The organism is Stenotrophomonas sp. FR010, assembly GCF_047520755.2.
In the GTDB taxonomy this organism is placed as follows: Bacteria; Pseudomonadota; Gammaproteobacteria; order Xanthomonadales; family Xanthomonadaceae; genus Stenotrophomonas; species Stenotrophomonas sepilia.
The window spans coordinates 15,751-36,622 of sequence record NZ_JAXBQT020000010.1 but is presented as its reverse complement, the minus strand read 5'-3'; the positions used below and the strand labels follow the sequence as shown (position 1 = coordinate 36,622).

The 20,872-nt window shown below is 66.8% G+C and carries 17 protein-coding genes; 4 read left to right on the top strand and 13 right to left on the bottom strand.

Going from position 1 to position 20,872, the window contains the following annotated elements:
- Positions 1 to 72: 72 nt before the first annotated feature.
- On the bottom strand, positions 73 to 1,797 hold the full coding sequence (gene rhlB, locus ACM0PK_RS10825; RefSeq protein WP_414608044.1) for an ATP-dependent RNA helicase RhlB: 1,725 nt from the start codon (positions 1,795 to 1,797) through the stop codon (positions 73 to 75).
- Positions 1,798 to 2,306: 509 nt separating this feature from the next.
- Between rhlB and trxA the strand changes: the two genes are divergently transcribed.
- Both trxA and rho read left to right on the top strand, forming a co-directional pair.
- Positions 2,307 to 2,636 carry a thioredoxin gene (trxA, locus tag ACM0PK_RS10820; protein WP_005411275.1) on the top strand — a complete coding sequence of 110 codons (330 nt, stop codon included), beginning with the start codon at positions 2,307 to 2,309 and terminating at the stop codon, positions 2,634 to 2,636.
- A gap of 228 nt (positions 2,637 to 2,864) precedes the next feature.
- Positions 2,865 to 4,613, top strand: a complete 1,749-nt coding sequence (rho, locus tag ACM0PK_RS10815; protein ID WP_180868798.1) for a transcription termination factor Rho — start codon at positions 2,865 to 2,867, stop codon at positions 4,611 to 4,613.
- Between the two features lie 87 nt (positions 4,614 to 4,700).
- On the opposite strand, the gene ACM0PK_RS10810 is transcribed toward rho, so the two are convergent.
- Positions 4,701 to 5,768 carry a hypothetical protein gene (locus ACM0PK_RS10810; protein WP_414608043.1) on the bottom strand — a complete coding sequence of 356 codons (1,068 nt, stop codon included), beginning with the start codon at positions 5,766 to 5,768 and terminating at the stop codon, positions 4,701 to 4,703.
- Between the two features lie 297 nt (positions 5,769 to 6,065).
- On the opposite strand from ACM0PK_RS10810, the gene ACM0PK_RS10805 reads away from it, so the two are divergent.
- Complete coding sequence (locus ACM0PK_RS10805; protein ID WP_005419756.1) at positions 6,066 to 7,640, top strand: sensor domain-containing diguanylate cyclase; 1,575 nt, start codon at positions 6,066 to 6,068, stop codon at positions 7,638 to 7,640.
- Positions 7,641 to 7,679: 39 nt separating this feature from the next.
- On the opposite strand, the gene ACM0PK_RS10800 is transcribed toward ACM0PK_RS10805, so the two are convergent.
- From ACM0PK_RS10800 to ACM0PK_RS10750, 11 genes are all read right to left on the bottom strand, one after another.
- Complete coding sequence (locus tag ACM0PK_RS10800) at positions 7,680 to 8,582, bottom strand: energy transducer TonB (RefSeq protein ID WP_134970520.1); 903 nt, start codon at positions 8,580 to 8,582, stop codon at positions 7,680 to 7,682.
- Positions 8,583 to 8,662: 80 nt separating this feature from the next.
- Positions 8,663 to 10,393: a bifunctional isocitrate dehydrogenase kinase/phosphatase gene (gene aceK / locus ACM0PK_RS10795; protein WP_414608042.1), complete on the bottom strand. Its 1,731-nt coding sequence runs from the start codon at positions 10,391 to 10,393 to the stop codon at positions 8,663 to 8,665.
- 146 nt (positions 10,394 to 10,539) lie between these two features.
- Complete coding sequence (locus ACM0PK_RS10790) at positions 10,540 to 10,899, bottom strand: hypothetical protein (RefSeq protein ID WP_005419760.1); 360 nt, start codon at positions 10,897 to 10,899, stop codon at positions 10,540 to 10,542.
- 53 nt (positions 10,900 to 10,952) lie between these two features.
- The gene (locus ACM0PK_RS10785; protein WP_414608041.1) at positions 10,953 to 11,369 is read right to left on the bottom strand and encodes a roadblock/LC7 domain-containing protein; all 417 of its coding nucleotides are present in this window, start codon (positions 11,367 to 11,369) and stop codon (positions 10,953 to 10,955) included.
- A complete protein-coding gene (locus ACM0PK_RS10780; RefSeq protein ID WP_005419763.1) occupies positions 11,362 to 11,910 on the bottom strand; it encodes a GTP-binding protein in 549 nt (182 codons plus the stop codon). The genes ACM0PK_RS10785 and ACM0PK_RS10780 overlap by 8 nt, the downstream gene beginning before the upstream one ends.
- On the bottom strand, positions 11,903 to 12,868 hold the full coding sequence (locus tag ACM0PK_RS10775) for a hypothetical protein (RefSeq protein WP_134970514.1): 966 nt from the start codon (positions 12,866 to 12,868) through the stop codon (positions 11,903 to 11,905). The genes ACM0PK_RS10780 and ACM0PK_RS10775 overlap by 8 nt, the downstream gene beginning before the upstream one ends.
- Positions 12,869 to 13,182: 314 nt before the next feature.
- Positions 13,183 to 15,405: an NADP-dependent isocitrate dehydrogenase gene (locus tag ACM0PK_RS10770; RefSeq protein WP_134970512.1), complete on the bottom strand. Its 2,223-nt coding sequence runs from the start codon at positions 15,403 to 15,405 to the stop codon at positions 13,183 to 13,185.
- Between the two features lie 315 nt (positions 15,406 to 15,720).
- The gene (locus tag ACM0PK_RS10765) at positions 15,721 to 16,233 is read right to left on the bottom strand and encodes a hypothetical protein (RefSeq protein WP_111102215.1); all 513 of its coding nucleotides are present in this window, start codon (positions 16,231 to 16,233) and stop codon (positions 15,721 to 15,723) included.
- A 43-nt stretch (positions 16,234 to 16,276) separates the two neighbouring features.
- Entirely contained in the window at positions 16,277 to 16,570 is a 294-nt protein-coding gene (locus tag ACM0PK_RS10760; RefSeq protein WP_049410686.1) for a LysM peptidoglycan-binding domain-containing protein, read from the bottom strand.
- A gap of 203 nt (positions 16,571 to 16,773) precedes the next feature.
- Entirely contained in the window at positions 16,774 to 17,592 is an 819-nt protein-coding gene (queF, locus tag ACM0PK_RS10755; protein ID WP_134972913.1) for an NADPH-dependent 7-cyano-7-deazaguanine reductase QueF, read from the bottom strand.
- A 528-nt stretch (positions 17,593 to 18,120) separates the two neighbouring features.
- Positions 18,121 to 19,440, bottom strand: a complete 1,320-nt coding sequence (locus tag ACM0PK_RS10750) for a M20 family metallopeptidase (protein WP_006473586.1) — start codon at positions 19,438 to 19,440, stop codon at positions 18,121 to 18,123.
- A 186-nt stretch (positions 19,441 to 19,626) separates the two neighbouring features.
- Here ACM0PK_RS10750 and ACM0PK_RS10745 point away from each other — a divergent pair, with 186 nt between their 5' ends.
- Positions 19,627 to 20,871, top strand: a complete 1,245-nt coding sequence (locus tag ACM0PK_RS10745; RefSeq protein ID WP_414607508.1) for an efflux RND transporter periplasmic adaptor subunit — start codon at positions 19,627 to 19,629, stop codon at positions 20,869 to 20,871.
- The last annotated feature ends 1 nt before the right edge of the window (position 20,872 follow it).

Here is a 20,872-nt window from a genome sequence, read left to right as displayed (position 1 = left end):
GGGGGGGGGGCCGGCGCCCCGCCCCCCCCCACGCCCATGAAGCCACCCGACCAACGGTCGGGTGCTACAGGATCAGTTGCCCGACAGCATCCGGCGGATCTTGCGGCCGATGCGGGTCAGGAACGAATCGCCGGTATCGGCGGCGGTACGCACCGGCTTGGCCACCACCTGCACCGGGGTCACCGGGCTCGCGCCGTTGCCGGCGTTGGCCTGCACGCCCTCGGCACCCTCGACCGGACGGCCGTGGCGACGACGACGGCGCTTGCGCGGCTTGTGTTCACCATCCACGGCACCTTCCGGTGCGCCTTCGGCGCGCGGCGGGCGCGGCGGACGCGGGGCCTGGGCAGCGGCGCCTTCAGCACCGGCGACCGGGGCCGCAGCCCCCTGCTCGCCTTCCACGCGCGGCTTGCGCGGGCCGCGCGAACGGCGTTCGCCGCTGCGCTCGCCGTCACGGCCACCACGACCACCACCACTGCCGGAACGACCGCCACTGCGGCCACCGCCCCGACGCTCTTCCTCGGCGGCGCGGGCTTCGCGCGCTTCACGGAAGATCTGGCCGACGCTTTCGTTGTCCTCGCCTTCCTCGCCTGCAGCCGGGGCCGGGCGTTCCGGGCGCGGCAGCGGGGTCAGCAGTTCCTTGGTGACCGGCTCGGAGGGAATCTTCTGCTCGATGTAGGCCTCGATGTCCGGCAGGCCCATCGCGTAGCGTTCGCAGGCGAAGCTGATCGCATCACCCTCTTCGCCCAGGCGCGCGGTACGGCCGATGCGGTGCACGTAGTCTTCGGCATCGAACGGCAGGTCGTAGTTGTAGACGTACTTGATGCCGTCGATGTGCAGGCCGCGCGCGGCGACGTCGGTGGCCACCAGGATTTCCAGCTGGCCCTTCTGGAAGCGGTTGAGCAGGCTCTCGCGCTTCTTCTGCGGCACGTCGCCGGACAGCACGCCGACGCGATAGCCGGCCTTTTCCAGCGAGCGGGCAACGCGCTCGACGAACACCTTGGTGTTGACGAACACCGTGGTCCGCGCGCCTTCGCTGCGCGACAGCAGGCCCAGCAGCAGCGGGATCTTCTCGTCGTCGGCCGGGAAGTAGATGCGCTGGCGCACGCGGGCAGCGGTGATGGTCTCGGCTTCGACCACCAGTTTCTGCGGCTCGTTCATGTGCTCGTAGGCCAGCTCCAGCACGCGATGGCTGAGGGTGGCGCTGAACAGCAGGGTCTGGCGGATGGTGCGTTCCGGCATGCGGCGCAGCAGGAAGCGGATGTCCTTGATGAAGCCCAGATCGAACATGCGGTCGGCTTCGTCCAGCACGCAGATCTCGCAGGCATGCAGCGAAACCACCTTGTGCTGCTTGACGTAGTCGATCAGGCGGCCCGGGGTGGCGATGATCACGTCCACGCCCTGCTGCAGCAGCTCGCGCTGCTTGTCGTAATCCACGCCACCGTAGACCAGCGCGAAACGCAGGCCCAGGTCGGAACCGAACTTCACCGCATCCTTGTGGATCTGGATGGCCAGTTCGCGGGTCGGGGCGAGGATCAGGGCGCGGGGGTCTTCCGGCTTGCGGTCGGCCAGCGCCGGACGGGTCAGCAGGCGGTTCACGACAGCGACCAGGAAGGCCAGGGTCTTGCCGGTACCGGTCTGGGCCTGGCCGGCAACATCACCACCGGGCAGCGCGACCGGCAGGGTCAGCGCCTGGATCGGGGTGCAGCGGGTGAATCCGGCTCCTTCAAGGCCGGCCTGCAGGGCCGGGTGCAGCTCGAAGGAGGAGAAGGTCAAATCGGTCAGCGGTTTGTCGCTCATGAGTCCGTCTTGGTATGGCCGCCGGCCCTTGGGGCGGCTGGCACTTCAGCGTCTAGGGGAACCGTCGCAAACTGCGGCCCCTGCGGCGGGTTGGCAGGCCGGGACCCCTCGGTCCGTGCGCCGCACAATGCCCCAGTTTAACGCACTCGGGCAGGCAAACCGGAATGCGGCGTCTCATGGCATCCAGAGACGTAACCTTCACCCAGCCACACCGGACTTGAACGGCTTGCACGGAGGCGCTGGTGTCGCCCACTGCCAGCCCCATCTTCAGGAAGACAGTGAAATCCGACACATACCGGCCATCGAAGCGATCACGATACGCTGGGTTCCAGACGGCGCCTGTCCCTGCCCCGCGATAGGGGTACACTGCCGGCCGTGAGCGTCCAGGCATCCCGCCGAACGCACCGCGGCAGTGCGCCGCGAGGCAACGACGAGGGTCGCGCCACCGGGCAAGGCCCAGTTCACCCACCTCCGGCATGGCCGGGTGCAATCCAAGACGAGAAACCAAGATGAGCGACAAGGTTGTACATGTCGGCGACGCCGACTTTGATAGCGCAGTGCTGAATTCCAAGGAACCGGTGCTGGTCGATTTCTGGGCCGAGTGGTGTGGCCCCTGCAAGATGATCGCCCCGGCGCTGGACGAGCTGGCCGATGCCTACCAGGGCCGCGCCAAGATCGCCAAGGTCAACGTTGACCACAACCGTGCGCTGGCCGCGAAGTACCACGTGCGTTCGATTCCCTACCTGGTCGTGTTCAAGGATGGCGAGAAGGTCGGCGAGCAGATCGGTGCGGTGGGCAAGGCCCAGCTGGCCGGCCTGCTGGACAAGGCCCTGGCCTGATCCTGCCGGTCTCCGGCAGCCGCCGAGCGCGGCTGCCGGCGGGCGCACCACGCCCATGATGAATGCTGTTCCCGGCGACCCTTGCATGGCGCCGCAGGCCGATGATAGTGTCGGCATATCCGGCCGCGTTCGCGTGCCGCACCCTCTGGACGCAGTTTCTTCCAGACCCATTCCCAACGTTCGCCGCCCCAGCCGGGCGCTCGCACCTTCAAGCGAGGAATAACGCTCTTGTCCGATAACACTTCCGAAACCGGCAGCGCTGATGCGCCCGCCGAAAAGCGCGTGCGCAAGCCCCGCGTGAGCAAGGCCGCCGCCCCGGCAGCCGCAGAAACCAGCGCCGCTCCGGCGCAGCCGACCTTGCCGCTGGCCGCCGCGCCCGAAGCACCGGCGCCGGCCGCAGCACCTGCGCCGAGCGCGCCCGCCGCCGAGGCCCCCGCCAGCAGTGGCGGTGGCGAGGGTGGCGAGGGCCGAGAATCCGGCCAGCCGCGGCAGCAGAATCACCAGGGGGGTGGCCAGAACCAGGGCCAGAACCCGTACAACCAGAGCGGCCAGCAGGGCCAGGGGCAAGGTCAGGGCAACCGCCGCGACCGCTTCCGCAACCGCCGCGACCGTGACCGCAACAACCGCTTCCGCGACGATGGCATGTCCAATGACGGCGGCGAACAGCAGCCGTTCGTGCCGCGCCCGCACGCCAACGTGCCCGAGGGCTTCCCGGTCTACTCGCTGAGCGACCTCAAGCGCATGCCGGCACAGAAGCTGCTGGAAATCGCCGAGCAGCTGCAGATCTCCGAAGGCGTGGCCCGTGCCCGCAAGCAGGACGTGATCTTCGCCCTGCTGAAGGTGCTGACCCGCCACGGTGACGGCGTCGCCGCCGATGGTGTGCTGGAAATCCTGCCGGATGGCTTCGGTTTCCTGCGCGCGGCCGAAGCCAGCTACCTGGCCGGCCCGGACGATACCTACATCTCGCCCAGCCAGATCCGCCGCTTCAACCTGCGCACCGGCGACCACATCTCCGGCCGCATCCGCTTCCCGAAGGACGGCGAGCGCTACTTCGCGCTGAACATCGTCGACACCATCAACGGCGAGCCGATCGAAGCGTCGAAGAACAAGGTGCTGTTCGAGAACCTGACCGCACTGTTCCCGCGCCGCCGCTTCACCCTTGAGCGTGGCAACGGTTCGTCGGAAGACATCACCGGCCGCATCCTCGACCTGATGGCGCCGCAGGGCAAGGGCCAGCGCTCGCTCATCGTGTCGCAGCCGAAGGCCGGCAAGACGATGATGATGCAGCAGGTCGCCACCGCCATCACCACCAACCATCCGGACGTGCACCTGATCGTGCTGCTGATCGACGAGCGCCCGGAAGAAGTGACCGAAATGCAGCGCACCGTGCGCGGCGAGGTCATCAGCTCGACCTTCGACGAGCCGGCCGCGCGCCACGTGCAGGTGGCCGAAATGGTCATCGAGCGCGCCAAGCGCCTGGTCGAGCACAAGAAGGATGTGGTGATCCTGCTCGACTCGATCACCCGCCTGGCCCGCGCCTACAACAACGTGGTGCCGAGCTCGGGCAAGGTGCTGACCGGTGGTGTGGACGCCAACGCCCTGCACCGCCCGAAGCGCTTCTTCGGTGCCGCGCGCAACGTGGAAGAAGGCGGCAGCCTGACCATCATCGCCACCGCGCTGGTCGACACCGGCTCGAAGATGGACGAGGTGATCTACGAAGAGTTCAAGGGCACCGGCAACAGCGAAGTGCACCTGAGCCGTCGTATCGCTGAAAAGCGCGTGTTCCCGGCCATCGACATCAACCGTTCCGGTACCCGCCGCGAAGACCTGCTGATCGAACCGGAACTGCTGCAGAAGATCTGGATCCTGCGCAAGCTGCTGCATCCGATGGATGAAATGGCCGCGATGGAATTCCTGCTGGACAAGATGAAGAACACCAAGTCCAACGACGAGTTCTTCGGTTCGATGAAGCGCTGATCCGCATCTTTGATGGAACGAGAAAAGGCCCCGCGATGCGGGGCCTTTTCATTGGAACCAGCGCTCCCGTCCATGGGCACCATGGAGCTATCGGCAGATCTGCCGCGGGTCCATCTCCAGATCACGACAGATGCGATCATGCGCCAGGTGCGCCGCCCGATGCCGGAGGCCAACAGCAGCCAGCCAGCCGGGAATGGAGGGCAAGAGCATCCCCCATACATCAGCCTGCAATCGCCCCCTCAATGCGATCAGCAGCTGGCGGGCCTCGTCCTTCGCACCCGCGAAGTACGCCGCAAAAGCAAATGTCTCCATGCAGACCCCGTGATAGCTGTCGCCATGAACGGACGCAATGTCCTGCAGACGACACTCCAGGGTTTCGGGCGTGGCACCGGCCCATTTCAGTATTGCGCGGCGTAGCCACGCAGCGGTTTCCTCGTTTCCGAGATGGCGGGAGATTCCTCGCATCGTGCTGAAGCTTTCTGCCGCGGTCAGGGCGTCATCCAGCACCGCTTGTGCAGCCACGATGTGCGAGCAGCTACCAGCGGGTGCGTTCTCAACCACCCAATCGGCAAATCGAAAGTGATCATCGGGCTTGCCTCCCCAGCGCTGCCATGTCCCTCTCGCATACTGCACGATCGATGGGCAATGGAACGGCTCGGCCGCCATCGCCGCATCGAGCCATTCCTCCCTGTTTCCGTCACCTGCGCCGACCACGACGTTGCAGTGAATCAGGCCAGCCAGCGCCATTGCATTGCCAGGCTCCTGGGCCACGATGTCCGAGAGCTTCCGATATGCCTGCATCATGATCCCGGGGTATCTGCGTCGCCGCAACATCGGGATATCCGCTGCGTAACTCTCACCGCGGACTGTCCATGCCTTGTTGATGTCCGCATATGCAGAAACCAATAGAGGATGAAAGGACTGTGGCAACGCCTGCGTCCACGTCTTGATCCATCGACCAACCCGGCGTTCCACCGACAGGCGCCAGACAAGGTGCTCATGGGTTTCAGCCGCCCCCCCCGCCATCACGGCCTCGGCCGAAGCGTGGTCACCGGCATTCAGGTGCATGCGAACCCGCGAAAGATGGGATTCGACAAAGTGGCTTCGATGGGTTGCACAAGGAAGAACTCTCAAGCTCTGCAGCAGATATCGCATGAACGTGCATCCTCCAAACGCACCATGCTTTCAGTTCCCGAGGGCAGGTACCATGCGAATAGTTGTAGATTTCCTTGACCAGCCAGACTGGCCCTGCGCCCACGCGTCTTGGCACCGAGCCCGCTGCGGCAGGTTTTTTTTTGGCTGCAGGGCGACCTGTTTCACTTTGCCGCCGCTGACTTTTGGCGATAATTCGCCCCATACCCTGCCCGGCCCCAAGGGCGTGGCCACCGATTCCCGCTGTCGCCCCTTCCGGAGAACCGGTCGGGTCCAGCCTCCTGCCGGATCCGTCGACGCATGCGAACGCTGTCTCCCCGCCTCAACCTGGGCAAGCTGATCCTCGCCCTGGCCCTGCTCAGCGCCATCATCGCCCTGGCCAATACCCTGCTGGCCAGTTACCGCGTGCAGCGCGACCAGCTGGTCGGCAACACCCTGGAAGCCAACCGCGTCTATGCCACCAAGCTGGCCGAGACCACCCAGAATTTCCTGCTGGCCGCGCAGCAGGAGCTGGCCTACGCCGCCACCCGGCTCGGCCAGAATGATCTCGATCCGGCACAGGCCCAGGATGAAGCCAGCCGGCTGCAGCTGCAGACCAACAGCTTCAACTCCTCGCTGGTGGTCGACGCCGACGGCCTGGTGATCGCCACCTCGCCGCAGACCCTGCAGCTGCAGGGCGAGATCCTGCACAGCGCCGGCAACAACGCCGCACTGGCCGCGCGCCAGCCGATGATCAGCGATCCCTACCAGTCGACCACCGGCAAGCTGCTGGTCTCGCTGTCGCACCCGATCTTCGATCGCCAGGGCCGCTATCGCGGCTACGTCAGCGGCACCCTGTACCTGCGCCAGCGCAGTGCGCTGCACACGCTGCTGGGCAAGCACTACTACCGCGACGGCTCGTACCTGTACGTGGTGGACCGCAATGGCCGCCTGCTGTACCACGCCGATGGCAAGCGGGTCGGCGACTACGTGGTCGGCAACCCGGCGGTGAAGGCAGTCGTGCGCGGTGAACGCGGTGCGCAGCAGGTCCGCAACAACCTGGGCGTGTCGATGCTGGCCGGCTATGCACCGGTGCCGGCCACCGGCTGGGGCATCATCGCCCAGCGGCCGACCGAGGCCACGCTGCAGCCATTGTCACGGTTGATGACCGCGGTGATCTGGAATGCGATCCCGCTCGGCCTGCTGTCACTGCTGGTCACCTGGTGGTTCGCCCGCCGCATCTCGATGCCGCTGTGGCAGCTGGCGCGCAACGTGCAGGGTGGCGAGGACACCGGCAACGCGATCAGCCACGTCAGCGGCATCCGCGCCTGGTACTTCGAGGTGGCCCAGCTCAAGCAGGCGGTGCTGCACAGCTTCAACGCGCTGCAGGACCGCATCGGCACGCTCAGCCGCGCCAACCGTACCGATCCGCTGACCGGCCTGCTCAATCGCCGCGGCCTGCAGCAGGCGCTGGATGCATTGCAGGTGCAGGGCATTCCGTTCGCGATCCTGGCGCTGGACATCGATCGCTTCAAATCGATCAACGACAGCCATGGCCATGACGTCGGCGACGCGGCCATCGTCCATATCGCCGACCAGATGCGCCGCTACTCGCGCGACAGCGACATCCTCTGCCGTGCCGGCGGCGAGGAATTCCTGCTGCTGTTGCCGGGCATCAGCACCGACTCTGCGCGCCAGGCCGGCGAGCGCCTGCGCCAGCACATCGCCGATCATCCGTTCGAGCCGGTCGGCACCATCACCGTGTCACTGGGCGTGGCCCACTTCCCCAGCTTCCACGTCGATGCCGAGCAGGCACTGCGGCTGGCCGACAAGGCCCTGTACATGGCCAAGGAACAAGGCCGCAACCGGGTGGTGGTCTACCCGTACGCGGACTGAAAAGCGGCCGGCCTGGCCGACCGCTTCACCGCGCCGGGCTCAGCGCTGCGCCAACGGTGTCAGCAGGCGCAGGCCGCGCTGGGTGCCATCGACCATGTACACGCCCCCGGCCGGCAGCAGATCACTGCCCGCCTGTTCGACGGCATCCGGCTTGCGCCACGGTGCGGCCTGGCGCGGGCCGGGGATGTAGGCACGCCAGCGGCCATAGCGCTCCGGCTGGGCATTGCCGTTGCTGCCGGTGTCGCTGTTCAGGGCGAAGTTCACCGGCACGCGTACGGTCCAGAAGTCGCGCGTGCTGTTCTCGCCGGTCGTGGGCGGGACGAAGGTCCACTTGCGCGCGCCGCTGATGCTGGCCTTGGCGAGCAGGTCGCGCATCTTGGCCAGGGTCCGCTCCGGCGCGACCACGGTCATGTTCACCTGTTCGGCAATGACGTCGGCCACGGTCCCGTCGCGGGCTACCTTGACCAGCAACAGCACATCACCCTGCCCACCACTGCGGAAGACATCCTCGGGGTAGCGCGGTGGCGGCATGCTCTTCCGGGTCACCGAATCGGTAGCCTTCGGGTCATACTCACTGAAGTCGACACTGGTCATGCTGACCTGGTAGCTGCCGTCCTCCTGCTGCTTGCCACGCAGGCGCACCCGCAGTGGTGCGTGGACCGCCACCGGCTTGCCATCGCGCAGCGTCGGCTCGAACTGCCAGCCACGGATGGTGCCCTCCACGAATGAGGCGATACCCGGTGCGAGCATCGCCTGCTGGTCCAGGACCAGCGCGCTGACCGAACCATCGGCCGCCACGTCGATACTGCCCGACAGCGCCATGCTCATCTCGGCGGTGGCACGCACGGCGCGCGCGTTCTGGGCGACGGCCTCGGCTGGCAGCAGGGGGGCACCGGCGGAGAACGCCAGGGCCAGGGCAAGGAACAGGGGGGAACGCATCATTGCCGGATCCGTGGTGATGAAGTGAGCACCGAGCGTACCGCAGTCCAGACCGGACCGGCACGCGCTTCACGCCACGCCGTTCAGGCCAGGCGATGGGCCGCCGCGTAGGGCGGCGTATCCGGATAGTTCCCCTCGGCGAAGCGCGCCTGCAGGTCCTGCCACCACGCCGGATCGAACAGGTGCCGGTAGTGCTCCCTCACCGCCGCCAGTTCGCTGGCGGGCAGCCCCATGAACGGGCCGAAGCGCTCGGGAAACACGTCGCGTGGACCGACATGGAACCAGGGTTCATCGGCCATGGCTTCCTCCGGCGTGCGCGGCTGCGGCCATGCGCGGAACACGCAGTCGCTGACCAGGCACAGCTCGTCGTAGTCGTAGAACACGGCCCGGCCATGTCGCGATACGCCGAAGTTCTTCGGCAGCATGTCGCCGGGGAAGATGTTGTTGCGCGCCATGTCGGTGATCGCCTGCGCGTAGTCGAGTACCGCTGCGCGTACCGCCTCGCCCCCCTGCTCGCGCAGGTACAGGTTCAATGGACGGAAGCGACGCTGTACGTAGCAAAGTGCGACTTCCACATGGTCGCCATCGACCCGCACGGTCTGCGCGCATTGCTGCAGCAGCTCCTCCAGCAAGGCCGGTGCGAAGCGGTCGCGCGGGAAGCGCAGGTGGCGATACGGCTGCGCATCGAGCAGGCGGCCGACGCGGTCGAGGTTGAACACCAGCGCGTACTTCTCTTCCACCTGCTGCCGCGACATCGCCTTGGGCCACGCGAAGCGGTCGCGGATCAGCTTGAACACCAGCGGATAGCTGGGCAGGGTGAACACCGCCATGACCATGCCAGGTGTGCCTTCGGCGGGCACCAGCCGCTCCTGCGCATGTTCGTTGAAGTGGCGGAAGAAGGTCCGGTAGCGCTCGGTCTTGCCCTGCTTGGCACGGCCCAGCACGGTGTAGATCTCATCGATGGGCTTGCCTGGCAGCAGGCTGCGCAGGAACACCACCGCATCGCCCACCGTGGCGAGGTCGGCCTGGAAATAACTGCGCGACACGCCGAACAGGTGGGCGACGTCGCGGCGCCGGGTGAGCACCGCGTCGGCACGCAAGCCACGCTCGTCGTTGACCAGCGCGATCACGCAGGGTGAGAAGCGGTGCTCGCCGAACACGCGGCCCACCAGGTAGGCACGGCGCTCGCGATAGAAGACGGTGTCCAGCAGCTCGATGCTGCGCACCGGCGTATCGCCCCAGTGGGCCAGATCATCCTGCAGGCGCACGGCGATGGCCGCCGCGCAGCGCAACTGGTGCGCATACGGAATGTCGAAGCGATAATCGGCCAACACGCGCTGCAGGGCCTCCACCGGCCTCGTCGGTGAAACCGCGTAGGTATGCCGCGCGACCGGATGGGTGATCGCATCGGACGGCTCGACGTCAAAGGCGATGAACTCCAGCGCCGGATCCACGCCACGGGTGGAGAACAAGCGCCGCGACAGGGTGTTGTAGAACGTCTTGTACAATTCGGCGTCGATCAGCCCCCGCAGCAATTCGCTGTAGCGTGCATGCACCTGCAGCCACAGTGCGCGCTCCCCGACCGCTTCGCCGGCAAGGCGCCGCAGTGCATCCATCTGTTCGGCAATGCACAGGTCGTACAACGCGATGCGCTCGACTGCATCCCGGCGCGCGCCCGCCCAGTCGCGCTGCTCGAAACGCTGCCGCGCGCGGGCGGTGATCGCCGCAAAGCGGGCGTGGTACTGCTCGAAGCCAGCGTGGATGGCACCAGCGATGCGCGACGCCAGCTCGGCATCGATATCAGGCTCGGACATGCAGGACTCAGCCGGGAGGACCGGCTTCACCATACGCTGGCGTGTGCAATGGCGTCGAGTGCGAAGGTAGTGCCGGCCGCTGGCCGGCAGCACCTGGACCGTCGATGGATCGATGCAGACGCCGGCCAGCGGCCGGCACTACCGGCTCAGATCGCCAGTTCGGCCTCTACGTCCTGCACCTTGCGTCGGGCCAGCGCAAGGTTGGACTTGGTCCGGTCCAGCACGATGTAGAAGAACAGGCCCTTCTTCTTCGCGACCGGTCGCATGATGTGGTACGCCTTGCCCAGCGAGATCAGGATATCCTCGATGCTGTCATTGAGGTTCAACGAGGCGGCGGTCTTCATCTTGGCCCGGATCACTTCGGTGTTGCCGGCGGCGGCCACTTCCATGTCCATGCCGGCACCGGCTTCGCCCAGCAGCATGCCGCTTTCGTAGTCGACCAGCGCCACTGCCTGCGCGCCGTCGATGCCCATCAGTGCGTTCAACGATTCATTCAATCCAGCCACGTCGCACCCCTTGTCGATGTTGGTTCGAGCCCCTCGTTCCCCTGCGGCCGGGCTCACGATCCGCCGAGTTCGGCCAGGATCACCTGGCCACATTCCCTGCTCTGCCACAGCACCTGCCCGATCACGCTGCGCTGGTCGCAGGCCGCCATCAGCAGCAGCGGCGCACGCCCTTCGGCCTGGATTGCCAGCATCAGCACCTTCCCGCCCATCGCTTCCAGCATCAGCGTCTGCAGATCGCCCAGCACCAGTTCGCGCCCCACCGCTGCGGCCAACGCCAGCATCGCGCTGGTCATCGCCGCCAGCCGTTCGCCGCGCCCTTCGGCACCGGCGCTGACCAAGGCAAAACCATCGACGCTGGCCAGCACCACCGTGCGGACGCCTTCCACCCGCTGCTGCAGGTCCTGCAGCAGCGGCTGCAGGCGCTCACGCTGGCCCGCATCGGGCAGTACCGCCATCTGCCCGTCACCCATACGCGGCCACCAGTGCGTGCGCTTCCATTTCGCTCATCAGTACATCCATCAGCAGCAGTCCCTGTTCGCGGTCACGGGCATCGACGGCCAGCAACGGCAGCGGCTGGTCGTCGAGGCAGGCGTGCGTGGCCCAGTCATCCAGCGCCGCCTGTGGTGCCTGGTCCAGGTGGGTGACGGCCACGACCAGTGCCAGGGATGATGCGAACGGCTGCAGCACCTGCAGGTAGTCCTGCAGCTCGCTGGCAATGCCGGCGCGCCGTGCGTCCAGCAGCAGCACCGCGCCCCGTGCACCCTGCAGCAGGATCGGCCACAGGAAATCGAAACGCTGCTGGCCGGGCGTTCCGTACAGACGCAGGCGTTCTCCGTTGGGCAGGTCGATGTCTGCATAGTCCAGCGCGACGGTGGTGGAGGCCTTGTCGGCACCGAGGCGATCACTGTTGGCCACATCGGTGTCGACTACCGCGCCGGCCGCGATGCTGCGCACCAGCGTCGACTTGCCGCTGCCCATGCCGCCCAGCACCACCACCTTGTGCTCACGCATTGCGCTCACTCCCGCGCAGGTTCCGCCACAGGCGGGCAAGCAGTCCGTTGTCGGTGCGGGTGCCACCGGTCGCCATCATCGGCGTCGCCGGGGCGGCCTGCAGCTGCGCGTAGCCACACAGGTAGGCCGCGTGGATGAAATCGCGAACGGCCGCCGCCGGCAGCTCAAGCAGCATCGCGCATTCTTCAACCGTGCACGCGCGCTTGAGCAGCAACGAGCACAGGCGGAATCCATCGTGGTCGTGTCCCAGTACGCGGAAATCCGGCCAGCGCAGCAGCTTCACCGAAGCGCCGCGCAGGCGTTCGTCCAGTGCCTGCCAGTGGCGGCTGCGTTGCGCCCATTGCCACAACAGCGGCCGCAGCGGCTGGCGTGATCGCTCACCAGCCAGCGCCTGCAGGCGCATTGGCGTCAGTGCATCCAGCTGCAGGCGTTCGAAAGCATCGGCCAGGCGCTCCACCAGCGCGCTCGCGGGTTCCTGCAACAGCACGGCCTGGTCGTGCTCCAGATCCATCAGCAGCAAAGGCTCGCCCGCATCACTCAACAGTGCCTGGCCATGGCGCAGCGGCAACCGCTCGCGCAGCAGGCGGGTGATGGCGTGTGCGCCATCGGCCAGACGTATCAGTGCGGGTGCGGGCATGGCCAGGGGCTCCGGTGCCAACTGCATGCGACGCAGCGCGCGGCCGATGGCACCGTCGTCGAGCACATCCTGGTGTCCGTCGCCGTCGCGCAGTTGGCCGCCGTTGTCCTCGATCCAGCATTGCAGGCGCGGTCGCTGCTGGCGCATGCGCTGGGCCGCGTTGCGCAGTGCCGGGGTATCGCGGATGACCAGCAGGTCGCAATCGTCCAGGTCCCGGCTGCGGCGGACCTGGCCGTCCGGCAGTGCCGACGCCAGGCGCAGCCGTTGCAGCAGGGCCTGCTCGCCCTGGATATCGGTTCCCACTACCAGCACGCGTGCCATCCGTGTCCCCGGGCGACCACCTCCCCGGTGGTCTCGCGTCGCCAAGGCTAGGATATTGCCGACGAAGACCGTCGTGATCGACTGCTCAGATTGAAGGCGGTTGCACGCCCCCTTCTGTCGGTTCTGCGACAGCCATTGCGGGCAAGTTTCATGCCCCGTTGACGGCAGTCCGACAGCTGACGGATGTCACGGTTTTCATCGCTCGGGGTCGGATCCCTTTTGCGCGCAAAAGGGATCTGACCCCACGGCCCCGGAAAAAGAAAACCCGCGCCGAAGCGCGGGTTTCCATGTTGCAGCAGGCGAACGGCGCAGGATCAGCCGCGCAGCTGCTCCAGCGCGGCGTTGAAGGTCGCGCTCGGGCGCATCGCCTTGCTGGCCTTGGCCAGGTCCGGGCGGTAGTAGCCACCGATGTCCACGGCCTTGCCCTGCACCGCGATCAGCTCGTCGACGATCTTCTGCTCGTTGTCGGTCAGCGCCTTGGCCAGCGGGGCGAAGCGTGCCTTCAGCGCGGCATCCTCGTCCTGCGCGGCCAGCGCCTGCGCCCAGTACAGGGCGATGTAGAAGTGGCTGCCACGGTTGTCGATGCCACCCAGCTTGCGCGACGGCGACTTGTCGTTGTCCAGGAACTGGCCGTTGGCTTCGTCCAGCGCCTTGGCCAGCACGCGGGCGGCGGCGTTGTCATAGCGGTTGCCCAGGTGTTCCAGCGACGCGGCCAGGGCCAGGAACTCACCCAGCGAATCCCAGCGCAGGTAGTCCTCTTCGACGAACTGCTGCACGTGCTTCGGGGCCGAACCACCGGCGCCGGTCTCGAACAGGCCACCACCGGCCATCAGCGGCACGATCGACAGCATCTTGGCGCTGGTGCCCAGCTCCATGATCGGGAACAGGTCGGTCAGGTAGTCGCGCAGCACGTTGCCGGTCACCGAGATGGTGTCCTCGCCCTTGCGGATGCGGTCCAGCGAGAACGCGGTCGCTTCCACCGGCGGCAGGATGCGGATGTCCAGGCCGTTGGTGTCGTGGTCCTTCAGATACTGCTCGACCTTGGCGATGACCTGCGCGTCGTGGGCGCGGGCGGCATCCAGCCAGAACACGGCCGGGGTGCTGCTCAGGCGGGCACGCTCGACGGCCAGCTTGACCCAGTCCTGGATCGGCGCGTCCTTGGTCTGGCACATGCGCCAGATGTCACCGGCTTCCACGGCGTGCTCGAACACCACGGTGCCGGCATCGTCGGTGACCTTGACCACGCCATCGGCAGCGATCTGGAAGGTCTTGTCGTGCGAGCCGTACTCCTCGGCCTTCTGTGCCATCAGGCCGACGTTGGGCACCGAACCCATGGTGGCCGGGTCGAAGGCGCCGTGCGCCTTGCAGTCGTCGATGACGGCCTGGTACACGCCGGCGTAGCAGCGGTCCGGAATGACCGCCTTGGTGTCCTGCAGCTTGCCTTCGGCGTTCCACATCTTGCCGGAGTCGCGGATCATCGCCGGCATCGAGGCGTCGACGATGACGTCGCTCGGCACGTGCAGGTTGGTGATGCCCTTGTCCGAGTTGACCATGGCCACGCCCGGGCGCTGTGCGTACTCGGCAGCCAGGTCGGCTTCGATCGCAGCACGGGTGGCTTCCGGCAGCGACGGCAGGCGCGCAGCCAGGTCACCGATGCCGTTGTTGGCGTCGAAACCGGCCTGCTTGAGCACGTCGGCGTGCTTGGCCAGCACGTCCTTGTAGAACTCATTGACCGCCACGCCGAACATGATCGGGTCGGAGACCTTCATCATGGTCGCCTTCAGGTGCAGCGAGAACAGCACGCCCTGGGCCTTGGCATCGGCGATCTGCTCACCGAGGAACGCGGCCAGCGCCTTGCGGCTCATCACGGCGGCGTCGACGATCTCGCCGGCCTTGACCGCGGTCTTTTCCTTCAGCACGACGGTGCTGCCGTCGTTGCCATGGAAGGTGATCTTCAGCGAACCGGCGTTGCCCAGGGTGGCCGACTTCTCGCTGCCGTAGAAATCACCGGCGGCCATGTGCGCGACGTGCGACTTCGAATCGGCCGACCAGGCGCCCATGCGGTGCGGGTGCTTACGCGCGTAGTTCTTCACCGACAGCGGTGCACGGCGGTCGGAGTTGCCTTCGCGCAGCACCGGGTTCACCGCGCTGCCCTTGACCTTGTCGTAGCGCGCCTTGTAGTCGCGCTGCTGGTCGTCGGCCGGGGTTTCCGGGTAATCCGGCAGCGGATAGCCCTGGTCCTGCAGTTCCTTGATGGCCGCCTTCAGCTGCGGCACCGAGGCGGAGATGTTCGGCAGCTTGATGATGTTGGCGTCCGGGGTGGTCGCCAGCTGGCCCAGCTCGGCCAGGTCGTCGCTGACCTTCTGCGCGTCGGACAGCAGTTCCGGGAACTGCGACAGGATGCGGCCGGACAGCGAGATGTCACGGGTTTCCACCACGATGCCGGCAGTGGCGGTGTAGGCGTCAACGATCGGCAGCAGCGACTGGGTGGCCAGGAACGGGGCTTCGTCGGTCAGCGTGTAGAGAATCTTGGACATGGGGGACTTGGACTCTGTAGCAATGCTCAGGGGAAGGCCGGCGCCAGCGCCGGGCCACGTGCAACCGTGTCGCGCGCGGGGTTGGCCCCCGCGCTTTCCCCCGTCGCCGTCAGGGTGGGCGCGCGGCGGGGAAACCCCTGCATTGTCGCGTTTTCAGCCGCGCGGGGCAAAGCCACGCCATACGCGGCGGTACTGCATGCCGGCAACGCTGTGATCCATCGACGCCTGGATGAAGCCGACCATCATCCAACAAAAAAGGACGCAGCCTCGCGGCTGCGTCCATCGTGAGCCCTGCCGGGAGAGAGTCGGCTGGACTTACTTGACCTCGAACTCCTGCGGCGTTCCGGCCGCCTTGCCATCGACGGTGACTTCGGCGCGGTACTTGCCGGCCGGCCAGCCCTTTGCATTCTTGAAGGTGACGTTGGTGGTTTCCGCACCGCTGGTGTTCAGCGTGGCATTCTGTTCGCCGGCCACCTGGCCGTCCTGGTAGGTCAGCTTCGCGCCAACGGTGACGTTGTTGGCAGCACCGTCGGTCTTGACCGAGACGATGATGTCGTCCTTCGGCGCGAACAAAGCCGTCGTCGCAACCGACTTGTCGGCGGCTGCGGTCTTGCCGACCGTGACCGACGAGACGCTGACAGCAGCGGCTTCGGCCATCGGCGGCGGCGCGCCGGTCATCGGGGCCGGTGCTGCCGGTTCGGCCGGAGCAGTCGCTGCCGGAGCGGCATTGTTGTCGGTCGACTCTTCTTTCTTCTTGCAACCGACCAGGGCGACGCTGCCCAGCAGGGCGGCGATCAGGGCGGTCTGGAGCGGGGTGGTCTTGATCATTCGGGGTTCCTCCCAGGGATTGTTGGACGGCACTCTGGCCGGCTTACTTCGGCGGCAGTTTCAGGGTCTGGCCCGGGAAGATCTTGTCCGGGTCATCAAGCACATCGCGGTTGGCTTCGAAGATCTTCTTCCAGGCATTGGCGTCGCCCAGATGCTGCTTGGCGATCTTCGACAGCGAGTCACCCTTCTGCACGGTATAGGTGCCGCCGCTGACAACGTCTGCGGTGCTGTCCACCGAAGCGCTGACGCCGGAGAAGTCCGCCTTCGGTGCCTGTTCGGCGGTACTGTCGACGCTGCTGCTGACGCCGGAGAAATCGGCTTTCTTCTCGGTACTCATCCACAACTCCCGTCTGCATGACTACGTGATTGGCACGGTGCCATGGCGGTTGTTAAATGGGGATGGTGCAGATGTGAAGCCGCCCCCGGGGGCGACTGAACAATCGGGAGAGACGGTGTCCGGTCGTGCCGGCCGCTGGCCGGCTTTCCCTTGCCCTGGACGCGGGTTCCTTGCGGTTGCCGGCCAGCGGCCGGCACTACCGGTTACTGCCGCAGTTCGCGGTAGGTCGCAGCCGGGGCGGTGATGCCGGGGCTGGCGCGCCAGGGGTTGATGTCCAGGCCACCACGGCGGGTATAGCGGGCCTCCACTTCCAACCATTGTGGCTGGCAGCGCGCAGATACCTCGCTGAAGATCCGCTCAACGCACTGCTCGTGGAACTCGGCGTGTTCACGGTAGCTGACCAAGTAGCGCAGCAGGCCCGCGCGATCGATCTTCGGCCCGCGGTAACGCAGGCTGACCGTGGCCCAGTCCGGCTGGCCGGTGACCGGGCAGTTGGACTTCAGCAGCGCCGAGACCAGGGTCTCCTCCACCACCTCGCCCGCATCGGCGGCGAGGAAGTCGGCCTGCGGCGGGCCGTAGCAGTCGATCTCCACGTCCAGCCCGTCGATGGATTCGCCGAGCGGCGTCTCTCGCAGCTCCGGCAGGCCGAACTCGACCTGGACCGGCGCACCAGCGCAGGCCGACAGATCCGCCACGATGCGCGCGCGCAGCGCCTCGGCGCTGTCGATGCGGGTGCTGTTGAGGGAGTTGAGGTACAGCTTGAACGACTTCGATTCGATCAACTGCGGCGAGGTGCACGGCACCAGCACGGTGGCGACGGCCGCCTGCGGCTTGCCGCGCGGATCGAGCCAGCTCAGCTCGAAGGCGTGCCAGCGGTCGTGGCCGACGAACGGCAGCGCTGCGTCATCGAGGCCGATCTCGACGCGGGCGCCGCTGCGCGGGATGGGAAACAGCAGGCCGGGGTCGTACTGCGACGGGTAACTGACCTCGCGACCGAGGCTGGAATCCTGTGGGGTGTTCATGGAGGTCATTGTATCGCGCGGAGGGCGGGCGTTCGGCCGGGCCGGCCAACGGCGAAGCCCCTCCGTGGTGGTTCAGGCACGATCTCGGGGTCGGCCGGGAGGGTGGGTTGGCTGGGGGCCGCTGCAAGTACGTCCATGTAAGCTCGGTCGCCGCATCCATGCGGCTCACGCCCCCAGCCAACCCACCCTCCCGGCCACGGACAGTTTCCTGCACCACCACGGGAAAGATCAGAAAAATCAAGATCAAAAGCCGATCCTTCAGACGTTCATGACGTCCGCCGTGTCGACCAAGGTCGACACCCACCAAAGCAGAATGTCGTTCCGACAGCCGCGGGAAACTGTCGAAGGCGGGGTGGGTCCGGTGGCAGGGGCGTGAGCCGCATGGATGCGGCGACCGAGCTTACATGGACGTACTTGCAGCGTCCCCTGCCACCGGACCCACCCCGCCATCCCTCAGGGAACCAGCTTTTGCCGTTGACGTGGCTTTGGTCTCGGCGGGTGCAGGGCTGCAAGCCCTGCCGGAAACCCTCAGCCAGCAGGAGTGCCGGCACCGTGCAGGTAATCCAGGCTCACCTGCAGCAACGCCCTCAATCCCACATCCAGCGCCTTCTCATCCAGCAGGAACTTCGGCGAATGATTCGCCGGCGCCGTCGCTGGGTCGATGCCCACGCTGGTGGAGCCGACGAAGAAGAACATGCCCGGCACTTCCTTCGCGTACAGCGAGAAATCCTCCGCGCCCATCTGCAGCGGCGGCTCGTACACGTTGTCCTTGCCCACCACCGCCTGCAGGCTCGGCAGCATCTTCGCGGTCAGCGCCGGGTCGTTCACCGTGGCCGGGTTGCCCTCCGATTCGTAGATGTCGGTCACCGCCTTCGCACCGTGCGCGGCGGCCGTGTGCTCGGCCACGTTGCGCAGGTCGGCAAAGATCTGCTGGCGCATGCCCTCGTCGAAGGTGCGGATGGTGCCGACCATCTCCACCTCGTCCGGAATGATGTTGTAGCGGATGCCGCCGTTGATCGCGCCGAAGGTCAGCACCGCCGGTTGCTTGGACAGGTTGGCGCGGCGGCTGACGATGGTCTGCGCGGTGCCGACCAGATCGGCGGTGGCGACGATCGGGTCAACACCGTTCCACGGTGCCGAGCCATGCGTCTGGCGACCGATCACCTTGATCCCGAAGCGATCAGAGGCAGCCATCAATGGGCCGCCGCGCACCGCGATCTGGCCGGCCTGCACGCTGGAGAACACATGCAGGCCGAACACTGCCTCCGGCTTGAAGTCGGCAAACAGCCCTTCCTTCAGCATCAGTGCGGCACCGCCCTCTTCCGGCGGCGGCGCGCCTTCCTCGGCCGGCTGGAAGATCAGCATCACCTGGCCCGGCAGGTCCTTCTTCATTGATACCAGCGCTTCGGCCACGCCGAGCAGGGTGGCGGTATGCGCGTCGTGGCCACAGGCATGCATCACGCCCACGGTCTGCCCGCGGTACTGGTCGGTGGCCTTGGAGGCGAACGGCAGGCCGGTCTGCTCAGTCACCGGCAACGCGTCCATGTCTGCACGCAACGCGATCTTCGGACCCGGCTTGCCGCCTTCGATGATCGCCACCACGCCGTGGTGGGCGATGCCGGTCTTCGGCTTCAGGCCCATCGCACGCAGGCGCTTGGCGACCTCGGCCGAGGTGCGCGCCTCGCGGTTGGACAGCTCCGGGTGCTGGTGGAAATCACGGCGCCATTCGACCACCCGGGCCTGCAGCCGCTGCGCGGCGGCGGTCACTTCCGGGCGTTGCCCGTCCTGGGCATGGGCAAGCGCCGGCAGGGCCAGCAGCAGGGCGGACAGCAGCAGCGAACGGCGCATCGCAATCTCCACAGCAAGAGGGTTCCAGCTGAATGTAGGGCAACACCGGCGCCACGGGAACCTCCGGCGCCGCATCCGGTCTTAGCGCCCGTCCCATCCGTCATGCAGGAAACGTGATGTGGCACAGGTATGCTTTGCGCATTGTCCCGGCGTCCCGTCCGGTCCAGCCCTCTCGGAGTCCTCGTAATGTCACGTGTTTGGAAGATCGTGCTGCTGGTCGTGGCGATCCTGGTGCTAGCCGTGGTCGGCCTGCGCGTCATCGGCGGGGGCAAGGACAAGGCTGGAAAACCTGCTGCGGGCGCGCGCCAGGGCGGCGAAGATCCGAATGCCGGTCCAGTGCCGGTGACCGTGGTGGAGGCCACGCGCCAGGACGTGCCGGTGTATGCCAGCGCGCTGGGTACGGTGACCGCGATGAACACCGTCACTGTCAGCCCGCAGGTCGGCGGCCAGCTGATGAGCCTGAATTTCCGTGAAGGCCAGGAAGTGAAGCAGGGTGATGTGCTGGCGGTGATCGATCCGCGCACCGCCCAGGCCAGCTACGACCAGGCCGCGGCAGCCAAGCGCCAGAACGAGGCCCTGCTGGCCACCGCGCGCTCCAACTACCAGCGCTCGAACGCGCCGGAGTATCGCCAGTACGTCGCCAAGACCGATCTGGATACACAGCGAAACCAAGTGGCACAGTACGAAAGCGCCGTGGCCGCCAACGAGGCCAGCATGCGCTCGGCGCAGGTGCAGCTGCAGTACACCCGGGTCACCGCGCCGATCTCAGGCGTCGCCGGCATCCGTGCGGTCGACGCCGGCAACGTGGTCAGCGCCGGTACCGCGCTGGTCACGCTGACCCAGATCCATCCGATCCACGTGCTGTTCAACCTGCCCGAGCGCCAGCTCGGCGATGTGCGCCAGGCGCAGGCCGCCGGCACGGTGCCGGTGGCGGCGCTGGACCGCGCCGATTCGCATGTGCTGTCCGGCGACGGCAAGCTCGATGTGGTCGACAACCTGATCAGTGCCGACAGCGGCACGTTCAAGGCGCGCGCCGTATTCGACAACACCGACAACGGCCTGTGGCCGGGCCAGTTCGTCAACGTGCGCATGCAGCTGCGCACCATCGGCGGCGGCGTGGTCATTCCGACCCAGGCGGTGCTGCGTGGCCCGGACGGCGAGTACGTCTATGTCGTGCAGGGCGACAACACGGTGAAGATGCAGACCGTGCGCAGCGGCGTGGAAGTGGGCGACAGCCAGGTGCAGATTGCCGAAGGCCTCAAGGGCGGCGAGCGGGTGGTCAGCGAAGGCCAGTTCCGCCTGAAGCCGGGCAGCAAGGTCACCGCGCTGAAGCCGGGCGAGACCCCGGCCGCGCCGACCGAGGCCGAGCTGAAGGCGGCCGAACAGAAGAACGCGGGCGGCGGTGGCCGTCGCGGTGGTGGCCCGCGCTGAG

Bases quoted from the DNA above. Each gene is read 5' to 3' on its own strand.
- rhlB (WP_414608044.1), bottom strand. From the start codon at position 1,797: ATGAGCGACAAACCGCTGACCGATTTGACCTTCTCCTCCTTCGAGCTG.
- trxA (WP_005411275.1), top strand. From the start codon at position 2,307: ATGAGCGACAAGGTTGTACATGTCGGCGACGCCGACTTTGATAGCGCA.
- ACM0PK_RS10810 (WP_414608043.1), bottom strand. From the start codon at position 5,768: ATGCGATATCTGCTGCAGAGCTTGAGAGTTCTTCCTTGTGCAACCCAT.
- ACM0PK_RS10805 (WP_005419756.1), top strand. From the start codon at position 6,066: ATGCGAACGCTGTCTCCCCGCCTCAACCTGGGCAAGCTGATCCTCGCC.
- ACM0PK_RS10800 (WP_134970520.1), bottom strand. From the start codon at position 8,582: ATGATGCGTTCCCCCCTGTTCCTTGCCCTGGCCCTGGCGTTCTCCGCC.
- aceK (WP_414608042.1), bottom strand. From the start codon at position 10,393: ATGTCCGAGCCTGATATCGATGCCGAGCTGGCGTCGCGCATCGCTGGT.
- ACM0PK_RS10785 (WP_414608041.1), bottom strand. From the start codon at position 11,369: ATGGGTGACGGGCAGATGGCGGTACTGCCCGATGCGGGCCAGCGTGAG.
- ACM0PK_RS10780 (WP_005419763.1), bottom strand. From the start codon at position 11,910: ATGCGTGAGCACAAGGTGGTGGTGCTGGGCGGCATGGGCAGCGGCAAG.
- ACM0PK_RS10775 (WP_134970514.1), bottom strand. From the start codon at position 12,868: ATGGCACGCGTGCTGGTAGTGGGAACCGATATCCAGGGCGAGCAGGCC.
- ACM0PK_RS10770 (WP_134970512.1), bottom strand. From the start codon at position 15,405: ATGTCCAAGATTCTCTACACGCTGACCGACGAAGCCCCGTTCCTGGCC.
- ACM0PK_RS10765 (WP_111102215.1), bottom strand. From the start codon at position 16,233: ATGATCAAGACCACCCCGCTCCAGACCGCCCTGATCGCCGCCCTGCTG.
- ACM0PK_RS10760 (WP_049410686.1), bottom strand. From the start codon at position 16,570: ATGAGTACCGAGAAGAAAGCCGATTTCTCCGGCGTCAGCAGCAGCGTC.
- queF (WP_134972913.1), bottom strand. From the start codon at position 17,592: ATGAACACCCCACAGGATTCCAGCCTCGGTCGCGAGGTCAGTTACCCG.
- ACM0PK_RS10750 (WP_006473586.1), bottom strand. From the start codon at position 19,440: ATGCGCCGTTCGCTGCTGCTGTCCGCCCTGCTGCTGGCCCTGCCGGCG.
- ACM0PK_RS10745 (WP_414607508.1), top strand. From the start codon at position 19,627: ATGTCACGTGTTTGGAAGATCGTGCTGCTGGTCGTGGCGATCCTGGTG.